Source organism: Subtercola sp. YIM 133946, from assembly GCF_036553535.1.
Taxonomy (GTDB): Bacteria; Actinomycetota; Actinomycetes; order Actinomycetales; family Microbacteriaceae; genus Subtercola.
Window position 1 is genome coordinate 46,196 of record NZ_JAZHPE010000039.1, and the last position, 19,480, is coordinate 65,675.

The 19,480-nt window shown below is 61.4% G+C and carries 19 protein-coding genes and 2 pseudogenes; 11 read left to right on the top strand and 10 right to left on the bottom strand.

Features of this window, described 5'->3' with window-relative positions; all coding sequences use genetic code 11:
• Positions 1-8 precede the first annotated feature (8 nt).
• Entirely contained in the window at positions 9-818 is an 810-nt protein-coding gene (locus V3W46_RS12835; RefSeq protein ID WP_331783569.1) for an IS3 family transposase, read from the top strand.
• Positions 758-1,617 (top strand): annotated as a pseudogene (locus tag V3W46_RS12840) (transposase); the annotation flags it as partial. The gene V3W46_RS12835 and the pseudogene V3W46_RS12840, both read left to right, overlap by 61 nt.
• On the opposite strand, the gene V3W46_RS12845 reads toward V3W46_RS12840, so the two are convergent.
• Complete coding sequence (locus V3W46_RS12845) at positions 1,596-2,798, bottom strand: IS110 family transposase (protein WP_331783570.1); 1,203 nt, start codon at positions 2,796-2,798, stop codon at positions 1,596-1,598. The pseudogene V3W46_RS12840 and the gene V3W46_RS12845 sit on opposite strands and share 22 nt — an antisense overlap.
• Positions 2,799-3,033: 235 nt before the next feature.
• Between V3W46_RS12845 and V3W46_RS12850 the strand changes: the two are divergent.
• Positions 3,034-3,561: pseudogene (locus tag V3W46_RS12850) on the top strand (IS30 family transposase); the annotation flags it as partial.
• On the top strand, positions 3,542-3,895 hold the full coding sequence (locus tag V3W46_RS12855) for an integrase core domain-containing protein (RefSeq protein ID WP_331783516.1): 354 nt from the start codon (positions 3,542-3,544) through the stop codon (positions 3,893-3,895). The pseudogene V3W46_RS12850 and the gene V3W46_RS12855, both read left to right, overlap by 20 nt.
• Before the next feature lie 24 nt (positions 3,896-3,919).
• Here the strand turns inward: V3W46_RS12855 and V3W46_RS12860 are convergent, their stop codons facing one another.
• Entirely contained in the window at positions 3,920-4,657 is a 738-nt protein-coding gene (locus V3W46_RS12860; protein WP_331783517.1) for a hypothetical protein, read from the bottom strand.
• A 684-nt stretch (positions 4,658-5,341) separates the two neighbouring features.
• On the opposite strand from V3W46_RS12860, the gene V3W46_RS12865 reads away from it, so the two are divergent.
• Both V3W46_RS12865 and V3W46_RS12870 read left to right on the top strand, forming a co-directional pair.
• Entirely contained in the window at positions 5,342-5,722 is a 381-nt protein-coding gene (locus V3W46_RS12865; RefSeq protein ID WP_331783518.1) for a GIY-YIG nuclease family protein, read from the top strand.
• A gap of 61 nt (positions 5,723-5,783) precedes the next feature.
• On the top strand, positions 5,784-5,876 hold the full coding sequence (locus V3W46_RS12870) for a DUF1508 domain-containing protein (RefSeq protein ID WP_443069983.1): 93 nt from the start codon (positions 5,784-5,786) through the stop codon (positions 5,874-5,876).
• An 8-nt stretch (positions 5,877-5,884) separates the two neighbouring features.
• On the opposite strand, the gene V3W46_RS12875 is transcribed toward V3W46_RS12870, so the two are convergent.
• A complete protein-coding gene (locus tag V3W46_RS12875; protein ID WP_331783519.1) occupies positions 5,885-6,568 on the bottom strand; it encodes a histidine phosphatase family protein in 684 nt (227 codons plus the stop codon).
• 215 nt (positions 6,569-6,783) lie between these two features.
• On the opposite strand from V3W46_RS12875, the gene V3W46_RS12880 reads away from it, so the two are divergent.
• The 3 genes from V3W46_RS12880 to V3W46_RS12890 all read left to right on the top strand — a co-directional run bounded on the left by V3W46_RS12880 (position 6,784) and on the right by V3W46_RS12890 (position 9,603).
• Positions 6,784-8,658, top strand: a complete 1,875-nt coding sequence (locus tag V3W46_RS12880) for a S1/P1 Nuclease (RefSeq protein ID WP_443069984.1) — start codon at positions 6,784-6,786, stop codon at positions 8,656-8,658.
• Complete coding sequence (locus tag V3W46_RS12885) at positions 8,580-9,044, top strand: hypothetical protein (protein ID WP_331783521.1); 465 nt, start codon at positions 8,580-8,582, stop codon at positions 9,042-9,044. The genes V3W46_RS12880 and V3W46_RS12885 overlap by 79 nt, the downstream gene beginning before the upstream one ends.
• Positions 9,045-9,264: 220 nt before the next feature.
• Positions 9,265-9,603 carry a biopolymer transporter Tol gene (locus tag V3W46_RS12890; protein ID WP_331783522.1) on the top strand — a complete coding sequence of 113 codons (339 nt, stop codon included), beginning with the start codon at positions 9,265-9,267 and terminating at the stop codon, positions 9,601-9,603.
• A 713-nt stretch (positions 9,604-10,316) separates the two neighbouring features.
• On the opposite strand, the gene V3W46_RS12895 is transcribed toward V3W46_RS12890, so the two are convergent.
• The 4 genes from V3W46_RS12895 to V3W46_RS12910 form a co-directional block, all read right to left on the bottom strand.
• Positions 10,317-10,988: a ParA family protein gene (locus V3W46_RS12895; protein ID WP_443069981.1), complete on the bottom strand. Its 672-nt coding sequence runs from the start codon at positions 10,986-10,988 to the stop codon at positions 10,317-10,319.
• Between the two features lie 939 nt (positions 10,989-11,927).
• Positions 11,928-12,185: a hypothetical protein gene (locus tag V3W46_RS12900; protein ID WP_331783523.1), complete on the bottom strand. Its 258-nt coding sequence runs from the start codon at positions 12,183-12,185 to the stop codon at positions 11,928-11,930.
• A 495-nt stretch (positions 12,186-12,680) separates the two neighbouring features.
• Positions 12,681-14,675, bottom strand: a complete 1,995-nt coding sequence (locus V3W46_RS12905) for a hypothetical protein (protein ID WP_331783524.1) — start codon at positions 14,673-14,675, stop codon at positions 12,681-12,683.
• A 447-nt stretch (positions 14,676-15,122) separates the two neighbouring features.
• Positions 15,123-15,359, bottom strand: coding sequence for a hypothetical protein (locus V3W46_RS12910; protein WP_147305966.1), 237 nt, complete (start codon positions 15,357-15,359; stop codon positions 15,123-15,125).
• A gap of 798 nt (positions 15,360-16,157) precedes the next feature.
• Here V3W46_RS12910 and V3W46_RS12915 point away from each other — a divergent pair.
• On the top strand, positions 16,158-16,721 hold the full coding sequence (locus tag V3W46_RS12915; RefSeq protein ID WP_331783525.1) for an alpha/beta hydrolase family protein: 564 nt from the start codon (positions 16,158-16,160) through the stop codon (positions 16,719-16,721).
• Here V3W46_RS12915 and V3W46_RS12920 read toward each other — a convergent pair.
• From V3W46_RS12920 to V3W46_RS12930, 3 genes are all read right to left on the bottom strand, one after another.
• A complete protein-coding gene (locus tag V3W46_RS12920) occupies positions 16,687-17,619 on the bottom strand; it encodes a hypothetical protein (protein ID WP_331783526.1) in 933 nt (310 codons plus the stop codon). The two genes, V3W46_RS12915 and V3W46_RS12920, sit on opposite strands and share 35 nt — an antisense overlap.
• Positions 17,616-18,143 (bottom strand): hypothetical protein, encoded by a 528-nt coding sequence (locus V3W46_RS12925; RefSeq protein ID WP_331783527.1) that lies wholly within the window; start codon positions 18,141-18,143, stop codon positions 17,616-17,618. The genes V3W46_RS12920 and V3W46_RS12925 overlap by 4 nt, the downstream gene beginning before the upstream one ends.
• A 91-nt stretch (positions 18,144-18,234) precedes the next feature.
• The gene (locus V3W46_RS12930) at positions 18,235-18,663 is read right to left on the bottom strand and encodes a hypothetical protein (RefSeq protein ID WP_331783528.1); all 429 of its coding nucleotides are present in this window, start codon (positions 18,661-18,663) and stop codon (positions 18,235-18,237) included.
• Between the two features lie 522 nt (positions 18,664-19,185).
• Here V3W46_RS12930 and V3W46_RS12935 point away from each other — a divergent pair.
• The gene (locus V3W46_RS12935) at positions 19,186-19,470 is read left to right on the top strand and encodes a hypothetical protein (protein WP_331783529.1); all 285 of its coding nucleotides are present in this window, start codon (positions 19,186-19,188) and stop codon (positions 19,468-19,470) included.
• Positions 19,471-19,480: the final 10 nt, after the last annotated feature.

Below are 19,480 nucleotides of genomic sequence, written 5' to 3' on the forward strand. Positions count from 1 at the left end.
TCGGCTTCATCGAAGAGCAACGTGTGAAAGGCCGCGCGGTCGAGTCGGTCTGCCAGGTCCTGCGATCGCAGGGCGTGCAGGTCGCCGCGCGAACCTACCGGGCCTGGAAACGCGCCCAGCCCTCGCAGCGTGACAAGGCCGACGCAGTCATCATCGACGCGCTCCTCAACGAGGTTGCGAAGCCGGAAGGTATGTACGGGCGCCGGAAAATGACTGCGCACCTGCGACGCACCGGGCACCAGGTTTCTATCCGTCAGATCGACCGGCTGATGCGGCACCTCGGCATGAACGGAAGGGTTCGCGGCCGCGGGCTGAGGACGACGATCCCTGACCGGAACGCGGCGCGCGCACCTGACCTGCTGGATCGTGATTTCACAGCTCCTGCACCGAACCGGCGCTGGGTCGTGGACTTCACCTACGTCAGAACGTGGGCCGGGTTCGTCTACGTCTCGTTCGTCATCGACTGTTACTCCAGAGCGATCGTGGGCTGGCACGCCGCGACGACGAAAACGACACCATTAGTCACGACCGCGTTGCGCGCAGGCCTCTGGCGGCGCGATCGCGCCGGGCACCCAGCCGGTGACGAGCTCGTGCATCACAGCGACGCCGGCAGCCAAGGCGGATTCAAGTGGTCGTCGCAACACCTTGATCGTGGAGGTGTTCAGCGGTGGCGAAGAAGGACTGGGCTGCGAAGACGAGTGATGTGCCCGAGGGTGCGCGTCGGCAGTGGCGTGCGGATCGGGCGTTGCGTCCTCCGATGCGTTCGCCTGGGCGGCCTGAGCCCTCGCGGGCGGTGCAGCGGCAGTTCTGGCGTCTGATCGCGACGGGTATCACCTCAGCCGAGGCGGCGCTGAAGGTGGGCGTGTCTGTGCCGGTCGGGTCCCGCTGGTTTCGCCACGCTGGCGGTATGCCATCGCTCGCACTCGCCGAACCCAGCGGTCGTTACCTCTCTTTCGAGGAGCGTGAAGAGATCGCACTGCTCCGCGCCAAGCAGGTCGGCGTGCGTGAGATCGCGCGCAGGGTCGGCCGTGATCCGGGGACGATCTCGAGGGAGCTGCGCCGCAATGCTGCCCCCGTAGCGGAAAGCAGGAGTATCGGGCGTTAGTGGCGCAGTGGAAGGCTCAGCAGGCGGCGAAGCGTCCCAAGACAGCGAGGCTCGTGGCTAACGACGGGTTGCGTGAGTACGTCCAGGAGCGCCTTGCTGGGAACGTTCGTCGCCCGGACGGCAGTGTCGTTGTCGGGCCGGAACTTCCGGCGTGGAAGGGGCTGAATAAGCCGCACCGGCAGGACCGGCGGTGGGCGACCGCGTGGAGTCCGGAGCAGATCTCGCACCGGTTGAAGGTCGATTTCCCGGATGATGAATCCATGCGCATTAGCCACGAAGCGATATACCAGTCGCTATTCATCCAGGGTCGTGGCGCGCTGAAGCGTGAACTCGTCGCCTGTCTGCGAACGGGTCGCGCGCTCCGGCAGCCGCGGGCTCGAGCACAGAACCGACCCCAGGGTCATGTGACTGCCGATGTCGTGTTCTCTGAACGCCCCGCTGAGGCCGAGGATCGCGCTGTCCCCGGGCACTGGGAATCTCAATGCTGTTGTCAAGCAGCGAGGGGCAGTTTGGCGAGGGGTTCGAGGTATGGTTTGTGGTCGCGGAGCATGGCCCAGATGACGTCGATTCGGCGGCGGGCGAGGGCGATCAGTGCTTGTTTGTGGGTCTTGCCTTCCGCACGTTTTCGGTCGTAAAAGGTGCGTGATGCGGCGCTGTTCTTCAGGCTGGATAGTGCGGCGAGGTAGCAGGTGCGAAGCAGCCGCCTGTTGAAACGTCGTGGCCGGTGAAGGTTCCCGGAAATACGGCCTGAGTCCCGTGGGACCGGAGCGAGGCCCGCGACAGATGCAAGCCTTGCCACGCTATCGAAGCCATCGAGGTTGCCGCCGATATTCGCGAGGAACGTAGCGCCCAGGACCGGGCCGAAGCCGGGCATGCTGACGAGGATGCCTGCGCTCTCGTGTTGCTCGAAGCGGTCGACGATCTGAGTGTCGAGTTCGGAGAGCTCCGCGTCGATAGAGGTAATTACTGCTGCAAGTCGGCTGACCAGTGCAGCACCCACCGGCTGAGTTGGGAGTGTGGTGTGCTGCGTCAGCGCAGCGTCGATAGCCTTCGCTGCGACGGTGGCACTGTTACGGGCTCCTCGCTTCTTCAGCCAGGCTGCGAGCCTTGTTGTCCCGGCCCGGCGCAGCGCCTCCGGGGTCTGATAGCCGGAAAGCAGTATCAGTGCTGCTTTGCTTTTGGAGTAGTCGAACGCTCGCTCCAGCGCGGGGAAGTATTCCAGCAGTGTCGCTCGGAGTCGGTTGATCGCGCGGACCCGGTCGCAGACCAGATCGGTGCGGCGGGCGGTGAGTAGTCGCAGATCGACGCTGATTTGATCGGCACCGCGAACGGGTTGCAGGTCGGTGCGCATCCGGGCCTGATCGGCGATGATCCGGGCGTCTTTCGCATCCGTTTTGCCGTCACCGCGGTAGGTGGCGGCAGCGTGGTGCACGATCCTGCCTGGAATATAGATCAGCTGTTGGCCGTTCGCTGCGAGCAATGCGATGAGGAGAGCCGCACCGCCGGAGTTCAGATCCGTTGCCCAAGTGACCTCCTCGTCAGCGGCGATATCGGTGACCTCGGCGATCAGCTCGAGGAGCACCGTTTCGTCGTTATCGACGCGTTTGGAGATCAGTACCGTGCCGGCCTGGTCGATGACGACGCAGTGATGCGCGATCTTTCCCGAATCGATTCCCGCCCACACAACCGGCATTTGCTCGTTCCCTTCGATCAGTTCTCGTGAGACGCCCTGTCGATAACCACGCCGGCACGTCCTTACCCAACGATCAATGTCGTAATTCTCAATCAGCGGTCGAGTCATCAACGGGCAGCGGGCGGCCATTCCCAGTGAGCCGTCCAAGCGGCGGGGCGACCTCAGCCATACCCGCTACCCGAGGGTGATCGAAACACTACGACAGCTCCGAAATCACCCACAACAACACCGTAAGGAAGGCGACCTGATCATTGGCACAGGACGGTCCGCGATCGGCACGATCGTCGAACGCAAAAGCCGCTCGACCCTGCTGGTGCACCTTCCCCGGCTCGATGGCTGGGGCGAGGACCCCTACGTGAAGAACGGTCCGGCGCTGGGCGGCTACGGAGCAGTCGCGATGAACGCCGCGCTCACCACCTCGATGACGAAACTGCCCGAACAGCTCCGCAAGACACTGACTTGGGATCGCGGCAAGGAGCTCTCCGCGCACGCACAGTTCGCGCTCGACACGGGAACGAAAGTGTTCTTCGCCGACCCGCACTCGCCCTGGCAACGGCCGACGAACGAGAACACCAACGGGCTCCTGCGGCAATACTTCCCGAAGGGCACCGACCTCTCACGATGGTCCGCAGAAGACCTCGAAGCCGTCGCACGCACCCTGAATAATCGCCCCCGCAAGAGCCTCGACTGGAAAACCCCCGCTGAGGTCTTCGACGAGCAGCTACAGTTACTCCAACAACCCGGTGTTGCAACGACCGATTGAACTCGTACAATACACGTCGATCAACTTCGCCGAAACACTGCTGCTAGAGGGCATCGCGGCGTCGATCGGTTCCATCGGTGACGCATACGATAACGCCCTCGCCGAGTCCACGATCGGGCTGTTCAAGACCGAAGCGATCCGCGAGGACAGCCCCTTCAGAACGAGCCCGCTCCGAACCCTCGATGATGTCGAATGGGTCACCATGGCCTGGGTCGATTGGTACAACACCACCCGGCTGCATTCCCGGCTAAGCGATGCACCACCCGACGAGTTCGAAGCAGCGTATTACGCTGACCTCAACACATCACTCGAGACCGAGATGACACCCGCATAGAAGCGGCAGAACACCGTAGACGGTTCAGGTTGTCTGCAAGTGTCGCCAGATCGAGAAAGTGCTTGCGAGTTGCGGGGCGTGCTCTTCCGTAACTACAAATACTGGCGTCGGCCTCTCCCGACGTGGACCAGCAACGACAACGAGCGGGACCTCGTTCAGATGGGTACTGCCGTCTTCCTTAAGACGGCACTCAACAAGCTGGCCGCCAGTTACAACGACAGGAACTACAACACAGCCGCGGCGATCTTGCATCTGTCCTTCGATGTATCGCTGCTGCAGCGCCGCTGCTGCACTAAGAACCTGTCGCACGGCGTCACCGGCGGGATTTCGAGAGTCACCCGCGTGAGCAGCCACGAGATGTGAAGCCACTTGCTTCGCATCGAATGGTGGTTGACCGCCCCAGGCTTCAGTGAGCGGCTCGGTTATGCCCACAAATGGACCATGGGCAAAATAAGCCCAGTCATAAATGGTCGCCCCTAACGCTGAGTCCTCGTCGTAGAAAGCCACCCAAGGATGATCCCGGCCACTCTTGCACTCAACCACAACCTCGATGGAGGCCCGAATGTTCTCGATCGCTGTCCAGCCATACTGAGCGAGTACATCCCCTTCCCGAAGTACTCCAGTAGTGGCGTCGGTGTAAGAGAACGACAAATCCGCTGTATTGGCGCCACCTTTCCGGAAGGCACGGGCAATCCTCAACTCGAACGCGTGACCGCTTTTCTCCAACCACTTTTCCACGCCAACCAGCAGCTCATCACCCATGACCCTATTCTTGCGGTTGCGCGTGAAACCTGACCGACCGCGCCACGGTTGGAAGCAGCGGCGCTTATTCTCTGAGCCAGGTCATCCGCCGATCGAACCAACGCGTGTCTGTTTCCCGCCGCCAGAGCGAGTACTTCAAACGCTCCGGAAAAGGTCGCCGATACGAGAATTGACATTTGTGCATTCGCAAACTGAAGACGACGCCCACGGCAGAACATTGCCCGTTGGGGCACTTCTTCCGGGGCTAGCCCGATTCCGCGCGAGTGGTTAAGTGTTAGTTGCAGGCGTTGGGGTCAGGCACACTGCGGCACGATGGTAGGTATGTTTTGAACGTGAGAGTCTCGCCGGTCACAATCAGTGTTTTGTCGTACCCTAATCGCGATCCGTCAGGCTGCACTAGGCCGTAGGGATAGATGCCGAACCGGTCCGCGATTGCCGATATGGCGTCACCGTCAGCGACGGTGTACGACACGAGGGTGCCGCTGGAGTCGACGGTCACCGTGCCGTTAGCTGCCGCTTGCGGTCCCGAGTCCGCTGGCAGAAATATGCCCGAAGAGCTCGCGGTCGGCGAGGATGACGGTGATCCAGTTTAGGTGTTCGTAGCCTGGGCGACCTTCGCGTCAGACGTAGGAGCGGCACTGGCCGCGATCGACGCGTCTACAGAAGAGGGCGTCAGGTTCGTAGATGTGCAAGCAGACGCTGATCTACATCATGATCCTCGACGACTATAAGCAGGCGTACATCGGCCAGAGCGTCAACCTACGCCGCCGTATCAAAGGGCATTGGGCCGGGATGCTGCAATTCGACAGGCTGCTCTGGGGCCAGCCGCACGAGTCGGTACTCGGTATCGACGTCTTCAGACCGCTCGACACGACCCGCTTCTACGCTGCGAAAACCCGCAACGGATACGACCTCGAAGAAAAGCTCGTCGGATCGATACGACCGGACTACCTACTCAATCGGATCGGCGGTGGCCAGATGTTCGGCCTGCGCGATGCCGTCATCGAAGGTGAGATGAAGCGCCGCAAGCTCACCCCCGACAGCCTCGCACCCATCGAGCGCTAGCTGGAGTCGTCATAGGTGACGGTCGCGAGTTCGTACCATTGGCGGCACGCGTGGCGAGTACCTGTTCCGGCTCAAGACTAGCAACGGGGAGACGATCGCGGTGTCGGAAGGGTACAAAACGAACGCACCCGGCGCGGACGTCGTCGAAGTCTGAAGAGTCGGTCAGACGAGTTTGGCTCGTGCACCGATCAGGGTGTTGCCGGCCGGGTCGGCCGCTCGGGCGTCGACGAGGTGGGTGCCACCGAGCGGGGTTTCCAGCCACGTCACCAGCTCCCATTTATCGGCGTCAGTCTCGCGTTGCAGGATAACCATTCCGGTGTTGTCGAGTTGGTGAGTTGAGGCGTAACTGCCGTCAATGTTCGCCGCCCGCGCGGCCGCCCATGCCCGGATCGCCATCCCGTGACTGAACACCGCGACGACCTGGTGGCCAGCGGCCGTAACAGCCCCGACAGCATCGTCGCAGCGGGTGAAGAATTCGTGACCGTCGGGACCGCCGGGCATGCGTCTGTCGAGGTCGCCTTCGGCCCACGCGAATGACGTTGTGAGATACGTGTTCACGGACGCCGAGTCTGTTCGGTCTTCAAGGGTTCCGGCTTCGATCTCGCGAAGCCCATCCAAGATCGTGATGGGCAGGCCGAGCTCGCCGGCGAGCGGCTGTGCTGTGAGCTGGGTTCGGATCAGCGCAGACGCGTAGATCGCGTCCACCGTTTGGTCACGAAGGGCTCTCGGGATGGCGGCGGCTTGTTGGATGCCGATGTCAGTGAGGCCAGGACCGGGCGCATGGGTGTCGAGTTCACCGAGAACATTCGCGGGGGTTTGGCCGTGCCGGATGAGAAGAAGCCGCATCATCCGGTCAGCCTAAGACCCGCCGCCAATGACCGCCATCACAGAGTGACGCCCAGACACGAAAGCGGCATCAGTGATGCGTCAGGAACGAGGTTCACCGGGCTGACGGTGAACCTCTCTTCCAGTGTCGGCCGGTGGAGCGTATTCTGCCCTCAGAACGAGAATGCCAGCACAGCGAGGCGGCTGAGTCGGCGTCGAGGCTGGGGGTAGTGGTGATGGATGTTCTGGGTGCGGATTCTGATTTTGCCAGCCTGTCGACAGCGGATCTGCTCGAGGCGAGGGATCAGTATCACTGGCATCTGTTGAATAAGAAGAACGTCGTCGGTACCGCCGTGGGCCGGTACCTGATCCGCACCACTGACGCGCAACCAGAGGCCTCTGAGAAGGTGTTTTCGGCGCGGCGGGTGATGACGGTGAAACCGGCGCGCACTTTTGAAAACTCCGAAGTCCGGGATTACTCCTGGCCCTGCATCCTGGTGCTCGTCGATGAGTGGTTGGACGCTGACCAGTTCGGTCTCGGCGAGGGACAGACCTCCCCCGACCAGGTCGTCCCGAAAACCCTCTACCTCCCCGACGGCCGCACCGTCCCCGTCTGCGTCGTCCTCGTCGAACGCGCAGCACCAGACGACTCGGTGCTGCCGCCACGAACCTGGCCGGCAGGGCGGATCGGTGGCGGGTTCCCGCTGCTGTGTGAGGTGCAGGGCGTGGAGAACTTCGCGTCCGTCGGAACCCTGGTCACTGACGGGCACACCGTGTTTGCGTTGACCAGCCGGCATGTCACCGGACCCGCGGGGACGGTCGTGTCGAGCATTGCCGATGGCACTGACACCCCCATCGGGCATTCGGCTGCGAACCAGCTCACCCGGTTGCCGTTCTCCGACGTGTACATGGACTTCCCGGGCCGCCGCACCTACCTCACCCTGGACGCCGGTCTCATCGAGGTCGATGACGTCACCGCGTGGACGTCGCAGGGGTACGGGCTGCCTGTGGTGGGTGAGCTCGCGGATCTGAATGAGCAGAACATCAGCGTCCGCCTGATCGGCGCCGAAGTCCGGGCGTTCGGTGCCGCGTCCGGGAATCTCTCCGGCCGGATCACCGCCCTGTTCTACCGGTATAGGAGCGTGGGCGGGTACGACGACGTCACCGACTTCCTCATCTCCCCCACCCCCGGCACTCCTGACAGCCGGCCCGGGGACTCTGGCACCCTCTGGCACCTCGTGCAAGCCGACGGCCAGCCGCTTAGGCCGATCGCGTTGCAGTGGGGCGGACAATCCTTCCTGGCCAGCACCGGGAGGAACTACAACTTCACCCTCGCGACCAGCCTCACCAACATCCTCCGCCTGTTGAACGTCGAACTTGTCGTGGACTACAACACCGGTGCGCAACCGTTCTGGGGGAAAACCGGGCACTACACAATCGCCTCCTACGCCACCGAACACCTCACCTCCCCCACCCTCCAAACCCTGATGAGCAACAACGTGGACCGGATCAGCTTCGCGCTTCGCGACCTCGACGCCACCGACATCAACAGCGGCACCATCGCCGGGAAAAAGGCCGGCGGGTTCATCCCCCTCGCGGACGTTCCCGACCTGGTCTGGAAAAACCTCCCGTCTGCGGTGAAGGGCGGCCGGGATACGGCGTTCCGGACCGGGCCTGAGCATCCGACGCACTTCGCCGACGCCGTCCAACCTCGCCCCTCGGACCAGAAGACCATCCGGGAGCTGTGCATGGAGGATCCTGCGAACGGGAACGTGGTCGTGTGGCAGGAGTACTACACCAGCCTCGGCCACACCGACCCGTCAGACCGGGGGTTGTTGCCGTTTCGGGTGTGGCAGTTCTTCGACGAGATGGTCGCCGCCCTGAAGCCAAAGACCTCACGCGCTACGTTGCGGCCGCGGGCCTTGTCGCGCACTATGTCGGTGACGCCTGCCAACCCTTGCACGGCTCGTACCTCGCTGACGGGCTCCCCGACGGCACAGGGGCTGGGGTTCACTCCGCCTACGAACCGACCATGGTCGACCGACACGACACCGACATCCTCACCGCCCTCACCACGACCCTCAAGAACGCCGACGCGCACCCGACAGTGACGAGCGGGCAGCAGGTCGCGGTCGAGATCGTGCACCTGATGGACCGGTCAGCGAAAACGATCGACCCGAAAACGCTCGTCCTCGCCTACGCGGCGGTAGCGATGAAGAAGGGCGACAGCACGGTGAAGGTCACCGATGCGTTGTGGGCGCAGTTCGGTCAACAGACTGTTGGCCTCTTCGCTGACGGTGCGCTGACTCTCGCGATGGTGTGGCAAAGCGCCTGGGACGCCGCGAAAGGCGACACCAAGATCGCCGCCACAACGGACGTCGGTGCGATCGATACTGGATCGCTGCAGGCGTTGTATGAGGATCCGGGGTTCGTGCCGTCGCTGGACCTGGACCACATCGGAACAGCGCTTCAGTCGTCGACCAGGAAGAAGGCCTGATCGGGCGGTCGTGCTCCGCTCAGCGTTGGCAGCGGTACTTCGAGATCTCGCGATCATGCTCTAAGCCGGCAGTCATACTCAGATGGGGCGTACCAGGTCAAGAGAGCTTTGAAACGTTGGACCCTCGCCGCGCGGGTGGCAAGGTGGCCACTATGCCAACACCGGCCCACCACTCCCCCACCGTCTGGCTGTCGTGGCACCGTCAGGGCGCGAGTGCTGCATGAGCGATAAGTCGAATGTCACCGATCCGGATGAGGCGGCCCGGTGGATGCTGATCAACGGGCGACGATGGCGGCGCACCGACCCGACACTACCGGCGCCCGTCGTGGAGGCGCTGAAGTCGCATCTGGGTCGGGCGCGCGCCCAAGTCCGCATGACACGCCATGACGGTGACGAGAAGGGACTCGCGGCCGCTCGACGGCGGGTTGGGCTTGCGAAGCTTGGTCTCGGCGAACGGGGGCCTTACTGGTGGGAGCGAGATCCCGCCGACCGTCTCGCCCAAGCGAAACGCGCGCAGAGCGACCTCGACCGCCTCGCACCCCCTCACGCCAACCCCTGATGTGACTTGGTTCGTCGTCGATTGTCAGTGAGCGCCCGTTTAGCCGCCGACAGGGGCCTGTTCGTGTCGGTTATTCGAGCGTGATGCCGTGCCGACCGCGACCAGGTTTGGACAGTTGGCCGTGATGGGTTCCTTGCCGACGGCTACGGTCTGGGGGCCGTCGAAAACAGGCCGGCACTCGCAATCCCCCAGGCGGGAGACGTATCGGATGCCACCGAATCGGAGGTCGCCATTATCGTCGCTGCCGCTATGCAACCATTCAGGGGTTCGCTTACAGAGTTACAGACTTACAGAGTTGCGAAGTTCTGTTTCGTTTGATCCGGCCAGTGAATCTGCACTCTCGAGCAGCAGGTCGATTGCGACACGGATCAAGGTGTTCTCCGTGATCCGTTCGCCGCCCTCGGTTCTAGCTCTGTTAAGGCGACGAGAATATTCTGTGAGTTTCGCGTACTGGTCGGGCCTCAGTCGTGCCTCTTTACGCTCGAAGCGCATGTAGTGCGGACCAGAAGCATGTCCCAGCCCCTCCCCTCCGGCGCTTCCGGCGTTCTCCAACGTCGGCTTGGTGGTTGTATTCGATTCGCCCGCTTTCGCTTTGGCTGAAGGGGCTTTGCGGGTCCTAGTCTCAACTGGGGCATTGATCGTTGCCGGCTGTGCGGCTGTCGATTCGTCTTCGTCTAGCTTCCCGAGCATTGCGCTCAAGTTGGCTCGAGCCATTAGCGTGCCTCAACTTCCTTTAGTTCGTTGGCCCAAATAGCCATGAGCTCCATTGCGACATGGGTGTAATCGAAGATGGCATTTGCGTTTTGCCTGGTGTCCGCGTATTGGGTGACCACTCGCCCTTCCAGCGGCGCGTCAGCGTGGGCTGCGTAAAGACGCACATATTGCCGGAATCGGGGCAGGTTGAGCCCTTGATCGATGAGTTCTTCCCAGTCCTCGAGTTGACCCGCGCGACGCCGGTCGATTTTGCTGAGGAGGACCCTAAACGGAAGGTTTCGGGGGGTGATGTGTTGTTTGATTGTTCGGATCATCGCAGGCGTGTTGAGAGGCTCCGGATTGAGTGGGAGGATGACAAAGTCAGATGCGTCAAGAACTGCGGAAAGAACACGCGTGTCTTCAAGGCTGCCTGGGGTGTCGACAAAGATGGTGTCGTAGGGCAGTTCGCGAAGTCGGGCGAGGTTCTCCGGGTCTACGTCTGCGGCGAAGTCAAAGGGCAGATTCTCCCCCGCGTTTTCTGCCCACCAAGTCGTGGACTTCTGGGGGTCAACGTCTACGACGAGCACTCGAGAATGTTTGGCCATGACGGCGGCCAGGTTCATCGTGGTCGTTGTCTTTCCCACCCCGCCCTTTTGACCGACCAAGCAAACAATGCGCATGTTGTTATCCAATCCGAATTTTTGGGGTTTTCCCGGAACAGATCCGGCAAGTCGTAGTCTGTATGTCACAGACTTACGAACTTACAGACTCCGACAGTTCCGGTGTCTGTAAGTCTGTACCTCTGTTAGTCCGAGAGTTACAGACTTGCAAAATGTGTTCTTACACTAACGATGTTACAGACTTACATACTTACAGACTTACAGACTTACGCACTTACGCACTTACGGACTCTGTAACCTCCTACCAAGCCGATTGCGGCCTCGCGAAGTTACGCAGCGTCCAATTTGTGCAAGCGCACACTAGCGCGCCAACCTACAACGCTGTCCGCAACTCACTCGGAAGGCAGGTCAACGGAATCGGACCAGCAACGATCCGCGAACGCGGATCGTCAATGAGAATTCACGAGCTATAGGGCAGGCACTAACAGACATACAGAGTCTGTTAGTTACAGACTCCGGACACGGCGTGAGGACGACCGCCTCGTTTTGCATTACTGGAAAAGAGGGAAGGGCAGGCATCGGGCCACGCGACGTCGCGCCAGACTACCGAGCGGAGAGGCAGCCGATTACAGCGCCGCGGTGGCTGGTAGGTGTGGTGCTCATGGGGCGCCTCCAAAGTAGTCAAAAGTCGCGGGTGTGGCAGAAAGGTGTAGAAGCGGAAAATGCCGTCGCCGAACAGTGGAAGCTCGCCTTTCAGCCACTTGGTGATGAGGCCGGTCAATCCGGCGACGCTCTGACCGTCTGGTAATCAGAATCAGCACGGTCACGCCTTCACTTCGGGAAGAGTGAGCCCGTGGTTCTGGAGTGCGACGCGGGCGCTTGCGTTGCACTGGTATAGATTCCCAGCCGTCGGGGGAGGGGACGAAGGCTGGGTCTCCGTGACTGCCGGTGAGGACGACGCAGGGGCGCATGTCGAGCAGTTGCCCGAGACTTCGGGTGCGCTCGTCCCCGTTACATAGCGGCCTGATCGGCAGTGATGCTGGTCAGAAAGGTGTGCCAGGCGATGTCGGCGTCCGCGCGGGACAGGAAATTGCCGAGCCAGGCGTCCATGGCGGGGACTCCGGTCAGTTTGATCTCGACGGTGAGGCTGTGCTGGGTGCCGTTGCTGCCGAATTTTGGGATCAGTGACACGACACGTTCGGGGTTGAACCAGATGCGACCCGGGCTTGCCGGGTCGTGCTTGTTGGGCAGCGAGATCAGACGCGACATGCCAAGAACATACACCGCCCCGCAAACCCAGGTGAGGGGTCATCCACCTTGGCACCGGCGGGGCTGCCAAGCCCGTTCACGGCTTAGGCATACCCTCGGCGAATCAAACGAGTCCCCTCCCGCGAGCGATACGAACACCGCCGCAGTGCTCGATGTTGTTGTCAGCGCACCAATCAGGCTCGGCTGATTGAGACCGGGGGAGTGGTGCTGACTAACAGTCAGAGCGAGTTCGCGCGGTTGAACCAATTCAGGTGCATCTAGCTGGTCGCGACGGCGTCCCAGCAGAGAGCGAATTTCTCCTCGTGACGAAGCTTCCCGAGGAGCACGAAGCAAAGTTGAATACGAATCCGAACCGTGCAATTCGATCTCGACTCCCGGCGCTCCGTAGATGAGGTTTCCCATGCCGAGTCCTGACTGCCGCACGCGGCATCCGCTGTGTCCGAGCGCACGCTACGTCGGCGGGACCAAGGGTTCGAGATTTTCTTCGCACGCTGGCTACGCCGCGCTGGAGTGCCATAGCGATCCTGGCTCGAGCATCCCGTTCAGGGCCCAGTAGCGGGCTTCTTTGTGATCGGCTCGACCATCAGCAGCTCGAGGGTATCTCGGCCATTGGCGTTCACCTGGGAGATCGTCGATGAACTGAAGCGTTCGGCTCGAAACGTGTGGCCTTCGAGTACGCCGGCGGGGGGTCGAGTTCATCTGGTTCACCTCAGCCAACCACCACGCCCACACTTCACGCTCCTTGGCGTACCGGTTCGCCCGATCAAGTAGCAAGCCGGCGACTCCGATGACTTTCGCGGCGTGGTCTCGAAGGTCTCTCTTGGACCTAGCCCAGCCTTCCGGGTGTCGGATGATCAGCTTGTGGCGCCGTAGCCGGCTGAGCACCGTGATCGTGTGTTTCGTCGAGACCCCCAGAAGTCGTGCTGCTGATTCGACGGTCAGTGCAGGGATCTGACGAAGGACCGCGTAAATCTTTCCTGCGAGGTGGCCAAGGCCGGCGCGGGTGAACAGGTCGTGTCGTTGGTCGGTGAGCAGGTTCTCCAGGGTGGCGACTTGATCGACTCTGGTGTTGAAAAGTTCGGCAGGGGGGCGGGGGTTATGTAGTGGTTGTGACCGGAGTGTTCCTGAGGTTGTGGAAAACTCAGGGGTCATCCGCCATTCTGCGGCGTTACCGCCGTCGCTCGTGCTGACCCGGGAGATCAGGTCCTGCTCGCTCAGGGCCGTAAGGGCGTCTGCAGCGGTGGTCCGGCCAAGCCCGGTCATCAGGGCGAGATCCCTGATGGAGGCGGCCACGATACGTTTCCCGGTCTGCAGAGAAAGGTATGCCAGGGCGGCGAGAACGCTGCGCTGAGACTGTGCGGTCTCGGTCGAGCCCCATCGGCCGGGTGCGGTGTGAAACGAGCTGAGAACGGCGTCTACGGCGTCGACGATGCCGTAGAGCTCGGAGAGGTCTTTCGGTTCTGAACCCGCTGGGGGAAGGGGGCGCTGGAGGGCGGCGATGTGCTGGGCTTTGTCCCACTGCCGGCCGAGCCTGTCGGCGGCTTCCGTCTGGGTGCGGGTACGGCGGGTGCCGCGGCCGGTGTTCTTACTGCGGTAGTGCTCCATTCCCGGTGCGGTCTTCGCGGCGTGCTGGACGTCTGCGAGTTGCCAACCAGCGTGCGCGGCCGCGAGAAGGCACATGAAACCCGTCCACGACGGGTTACTCCCACCACCGATCGTGGCCATGTGCGCAGTACCTGCCGCGCTCAACGGCCGGTGCGCGTGATGACGACCATCGACCGGACCGGACGGTGCGGTCTCCAAGGCGCGAACCTCGGGCTTCCGAGCGTCGAGAGCCCGGGCAAGGTCTGCGATCATGTCGGCATCGGTGGACGGGGCGATCAGGCTGTCGAGGCGGCCGCGGAGCACGCTCGAGGAGCTTCCGTCGCGGTGCGGCGACAGGGGAGGGCGGGCGGCGCCCGTTCGGGCGTTGTGCAGCATCCCGTGGTCCAAGGTGCGGTAGTTTGCGCGTGCCGCCAGGGCGAGCGTTGCGACGGCGGCGGTGGGAACGCCGGTGTTCAGGGCGACCCAGATGTGCCGGCCACCGGTACCGGACGACTGGCAGACAACGTGCGCGATCGACAGCTCACCCAGAACGCCCGAGAGCGCGTCACATTCGTCGTGCGCGAGCTCCATCAGTTCCGGGCTGACACCGTGGCTGTCTTTGCCATCGAAGTCAAAGCACAACAACCAGAACGAGCCCGCGTCATCCGCAAGATTCACGCACCACGGCGTCGACGGCGCCCCAGGACCCACCATGTGCGTGCTTGGGTAGCTGTTCTCATCAAGCCGCCCATACGCGTCGCGCTTCATCACCCGCACCGTCCCACGCGGGCTCATCCTCCGGGTCAGATCCCACGCGCGCAGCATGTCACCCGGTTCAGGGGTCGACGACACGCCGACACGATGCTCAGGTGTCGAGCCGATCGGTTGAGGTAGTGTTTCGGGCATAGAGAAGCCTCCCGTGAGGGCAGGTGGATTGAATTAGCTAAAACCTCCCGCCTGCAAGCAAAGAGGGTTCGAGCTACATGACTTGGGAATAGCCCGCCGGTGGTACGGCGGGCTATTTTCGTTAACCGGTCGCCGTAGGCAGCTCCCGTCGGTAATCTGTGCGCGAGAAGACGAGAGCGGGTTCGCTCATCGTGAGTCCGAGCGTCGACGCCACGCCAGAGCTACAGTGCTCCGCCTGGCGGACTGGGGTGTTTGCCGGCTGGCACGACACGCCCGCGAAGAGGCTGCTGTATTTTTCAGACGGTGTTGCTATAGTGACGGACATAGAGAAACCTCCCTTATGGGCTGGTGATCTGGATTAGCTCTAACCTGTTAGCCGGCAAGCGAAGAAGGTTTGAGCTACGAAACTTTGAGTGGCCCGTCGTTGGCGCGACGGGCCCTTCGTCATTAAGCGACCTGGTCGATGGGCAGCTCCTCCAATTGCGGACGGATCTCAAAGATGGGAAGACGTCCGCTTTCGGCGAGATCTCTCTTGAGAAGACTTTCGAGGTAGAACGCGAGAGAGACGCCGCTTGCTGCGGCTGCTGCAGAGACTTCATCCCGAATGTCGGGCGAGACACGGGCCTGCAACAGCACGGTGGGAACGTTGTCCGGTCGACGAACTCTGCCTCTGTTTGCGCTCATGCCCGCAATGCTCTCGTTAATGTATGCATACGTGCGCGAAGGCTGTCGGTGTGTCTCGATTGTTCGTACGGGTTCCCCGCTTGCTGGCGGCCTTCTCCTCAGGCGAACCGAATTTACCGTTGTTGCGGGTACATAAATCGACCATAAACGCATCGTACTCACACAATGTCCGGGGCATATTCATTTTGCCTAGCAAACTTCCGCAGCCGCCTATAAGTCGATACTCTGCTTGGTATGAGGCTCGTCGTTTTCATACTCACTCCAATTGCGCTGTTAAGTGCGGTATGGGCTGGGCTGCGCGTCTTTGCGGGGAAGGTTGTCCTGCCTTTTAAGCCGAAGACCGTGACGTGCGTGAGTCGTGAGGGTAGTCTCGCGACTTTCGTACAGACACCGGCCACTAACGCTTCGGGCCTATACGCCTGCTGGACAGATGATCGAAAATGCCACACCGTCGTCGGCGACGTGGTCAGCTCGAATGACCGGGCCAGAACCGTTACGCGTCAGATCATTTCAGAAAGCGGAGGCCGACTAAAGGCAGGACCGGCAGAGTGGATCGGAATGGTCTGGACGCTGCCGGCCGAACTAGGCCTTCCGTGGTCGCCTGTGATTGTCCGTTCACCGGCTGGCGACTGTCCGGCTTGGCTATTCTCTGGAAGCCATCAGCGTGGGCATTGGGTTATTCATATTCACGGTTTGCGCGTTGGCCGTGACTCGCCCCTCCGAGGCGTTGTAGCCGCATCTGCTGCTGGGGTGACGTCGCTGGTTGTGTCCTATCGAGGCGACGGGGAGGGGCCTGCGGTGGCCAAGAACGCCAGCATGCTCGGCCAGACGGAGTTACTGGATGTCGAGGCGGCAGTCGCGTTTGCGCTCGAACAAGGGGCGGAGCGCATCACGTTGATGGGCTGGTCCAAGGGCGGCGGAATTGCATTGAGGGTCGCAGAACAATCAGCACACCGGGGTCAGATCTCAGATCTCATCTTGGTCGGTCCTGTGACCAACTGGGCAGAGGTCATTGCCTTCGGCGCCGAGGCCGCCCGCGTCCCGCGTTGGATTTCCTCTGTTGTAGTTGCCGCGCTGGGCTGGAGCCCCTTTGCCCGGTCTATCGGCCTACCAGCCGGCCTCGACTTCAACGCGTTGGATTGGACGACACGGCAAAGACTTACCGTCCCAGCGCTGATCATCCATTCGTCGAGTGATGAGGAAGTTCCGATACGCCTCAGCCGTCAAATGCGGGAGGTGAATCCGGATCTGGTGACCCTAACTGAGTTCACGGGCGCTCTTCACACGATGGAGTGGAACGTCGACCGTTCGCGGTTTGAAGGATTAGTTACCGCGCGGTTGCTGTCAGATCCGCAGCGCTGAGTTCCAGGAAGCGCGATTCGAGTCGAGCCACTGCGCGCTCCTGACGGTGGCTGAGCGGAATTTGAGTGTGGATCTCGTGGTTTCGGATCTGAATCGACAGGGCGTAAGCGAGTTCGTCCGGCTTCTTGCTACGGAACGCCCGTAAGGCGGACAGGTGGGAGCGCTTGAGGAGATACGCCACCTGTGCCGACCGGAGTTTCCACAGGACGCGATTGATGACTCCTCTTTCGCGGATCATCGCGGTAGTCCATGCGATCGCGACGATCGATACTCCCACGTAAAACAGCGGGTAAAAAGCATCTGCAAGAAGCTGAGCCCCACCCCAGTAGGGGAGAAGGTGTGCTGTGACGACGTAAGCAATCTCGACGGCGCAAGCGAACGGAATGGGGAAAAGCCCGACCAGGAAGACGGTCTGGATTTTGTCGGCCGGATGCCGGAGAAGGCGGATGAGATCAAGAACGATCGCTGCCACCGCGAGCATGTAGACGGTGTTGTACATCACGTTGCCGAGCTGATCGACATGGTCGGCCATGAACGTGTTTGAGGTCGGTCCACGGTCGTGAATGAACAGGAACGGCACGGCCATCGCCACCACGATGAAGAGAAGCGTCCACCGAGAACGTAGCTTTGGCTTCTGGTAAAAGATGCTCACTGCGTCTCGAAAGAACCAGAAAGCGGTCACGGTCAGGAAGCTTTGGACCAGGTTGATGAGGTTGGTGCCGCCTAGCGCTTCGTCTACTAGGGGGAGGGGGAATACCGCGCCAATGGAGATGATGGCAAGGCAGCCGAAGAAGGTAGCGAGCCACGCGGGGCGGGCAGAAGGACGCTTGAGCGAAGAAAGGCGCGTGAGAAGCAGGACGAGGAGGATCGCAAAAGCAATGACCGCGAACTGTTTCAAGCGAAGACCTCGCCCATGCGGGTGAGGGGGCGTTCGCGGATTCGAGCGGCGAGGGCGTACGCAAAATTCTCGACCATTTCTTCGGATGCTTCGAAGTCTCGCGCTGCTGGCGTCAGTCTGGTGCGGTCGATTTCGTGAAGGTCGAAATTGTGTGAAGCAATCGTCTCGGTCGGGTTGAGTTTGCGCGCGTAGGCGGTGATGACGCCCTCGATCGGGATTGAGAGGGCGTTCATTTCCGTTTTGGAGATGTGTCGGCATTCAGTCTGGAGAAGGACGTGACCGATCTCGTGGTAGATGCAATGCAATTGGTACACGAGGGAGCGGTGGGGTGCGTAAAAGAGCGAGATGTGGCGCTCATGGAACGCCATAGCTGCGGTGAGCGGCGTGCCGCTCCATTTGTGCATCGGCGCCTCCAGGCGCAACGGCATCCCGACGACTGCCTCGACTTTCCCAAGGACCGTCTCGAGGTCGTCGCCCGGAGCGGCGCCGACCTGGTCGAGCACTTCTTCAACATGCTTGTCCATGCTTTCCTCTCACCTCGCCGCAACTGCGCGGGAGGGGCCACGAATGATCGAACGTCAGAATCTTGGTGCTGAGCGGGCTAGTTCATCGCATTTAGGGTTTACGCGATTCGCTTGGATCGGCGGATTCCTCGATTGCGCGGACGAGCGATTCGGCGAGCTCAGGGTCGAGCTGTCCGAGCGCTCGTGTTGCGACCTTTGCAACGTTTGCGCGGCGCAGTCTGATTACGTGATCGATGCGTCGCTGCAGGTCTTCACTCGGAGGGGACGAGAGGTCTAACAGGAACTCTGAATCGACCCCAAAGAATTTGGTGATTGCTTCGAGCAGTGGCTGGTCTTTCACCGCAAAGCCTGAGCCGTGCTTGATGTAGGACCATCGTTGCCGGCTAATGGAGACGCCCGCTTCTTCGAGAGCGGTTTGGACTGCGGCGAATTTTAGAGAGGACCCGGTCTCGAACTCGTAGACGACGACGAGGGCATTGACGCGCTTCGCGAGCTCTTTCCGGTACTCGAAGCTGTCCATTCGACTAAGGTACCGAAATTTGGGTCGTCCAAGAGTGCTGTATTGCCTACTGACGCTGTCGCGCGCATCACTTTTCCCATTGGCACGATGCTTACGTGAGGCCGAGTTGCGCCGTTTTTCGGGCATCTATCGACCAAAGTGCCTAAAAGTCTCACCGGCGAAATCGACGTAGACATTCTCTGATTGCCGCCTATACTCGAATTAAGTGTGTAGGACATTTTCTGATTGCCTAGGGCAATTGATAAATGGCTCTTTCAAATGCGTGTGCCCAGCTGGCTCAGAAGCGTTACCCGGAATGAGAAAGGAAGGACATTGCTTTCGAATCGGGTGAGTCGGACCTTGGCCGTGGTCGCTCTCACCTTCATGTTGGTCGGATGCACATCCCAAGCAGAGGAGCTGCCGCTGACGGAACCTCGGTCAACGGCTGAGCATCTCCCGCCCTCGGCGTCCGCCCCGCATGACGCAGATCGACCTTCTGGCTTGTCGGCCGTTGGATCCGATGCAACTACGATCGCCGCCACCGTGATGAAGGCGTTCTGCCAGCCGACTCTCGACCGCGAGACTTGGATCGACGGCCTGTACCCTATCCTCAGCCAGAGCGCGGCGATCGCGTACGAGACGGTCAACCCGGCAAGAGTGCCCTGTACCAACGTGACCGGGGACGCGCGGGTCCGTGACGGTGACGGAACATTCACTGTGCGGGTGATCGTGCCGACGAACGCGGGCGATTACTCCGTGTATGTTCATCGCCCAGAAGTTGCCGATCCTTGGCTGGTCGAGCAGATTACTCCGATGGCCGGTAACTAGGGGTGGCTGG

Coding starts and splice junctions, on each gene's coding strand:
- V3W46_RS12845 (WP_331783570.1), bottom strand. CDS start 2,798: ATGCCGGTTGTGTGGGCGGGAATCGATTCGGGAAAGATCGCGCATCAC.
- V3W46_RS12860 (WP_331783517.1), bottom strand. CDS start 4,657: ATGGGTGATGAGCTGCTGGTTGGCGTGGAAAAGTGGTTGGAGAAAAGC.
- V3W46_RS12865 (WP_331783518.1), top strand. CDS start 5,342: ATGTGCAAGCAGACGCTGATCTACATCATGATCCTCGACGACTATAAG.
- V3W46_RS12875 (WP_331783519.1), bottom strand. CDS start 6,568: ATGCGGCTTCTTCTCATCCGGCACGGCCAAACCCCCGCGAATGTTCTC.
- V3W46_RS12880 (WP_443069984.1), top strand. CDS start 6,784: ATGGATGTTCTGGGTGCGGATTCTGATTTTGCCAGCCTGTCGACAGCG.
- V3W46_RS12885 (WP_331783521.1), top strand. CDS start 8,580: ATGGTCGACCGACACGACACCGACATCCTCACCGCCCTCACCACGACC.
- V3W46_RS12890 (WP_331783522.1), top strand. CDS start 9,265: ATGAGCGATAAGTCGAATGTCACCGATCCGGATGAGGCGGCCCGGTGG.
- V3W46_RS12900 (WP_331783523.1), bottom strand. CDS start 12,185: ATGTCGCGTCTGATCTCGCTGCCCAACAAGCACGACCCGGCAAGCCCG.
- V3W46_RS12905 (WP_331783524.1), bottom strand. CDS start 14,675: ATGCCCGAAACACTACCTCAACCGATCGGCTCGACACCTGAGCATCGT.
- V3W46_RS12910 (WP_147305966.1), bottom strand. CDS start 15,359: ATGAGCGCAAACAGAGGCAGAGTTCGTCGACCGGACAACGTTCCCACC.
- V3W46_RS12925 (WP_331783527.1), bottom strand. CDS start 18,143: ATGGACAAGCATGTTGAAGAAGTGCTCGACCAGGTCGGCGCCGCTCCG.
- V3W46_RS12930 (WP_331783528.1), bottom strand. CDS start 18,663: ATGGACAGCTTCGAGTACCGGAAAGAGCTCGCGAAGCGCGTCAATGCC.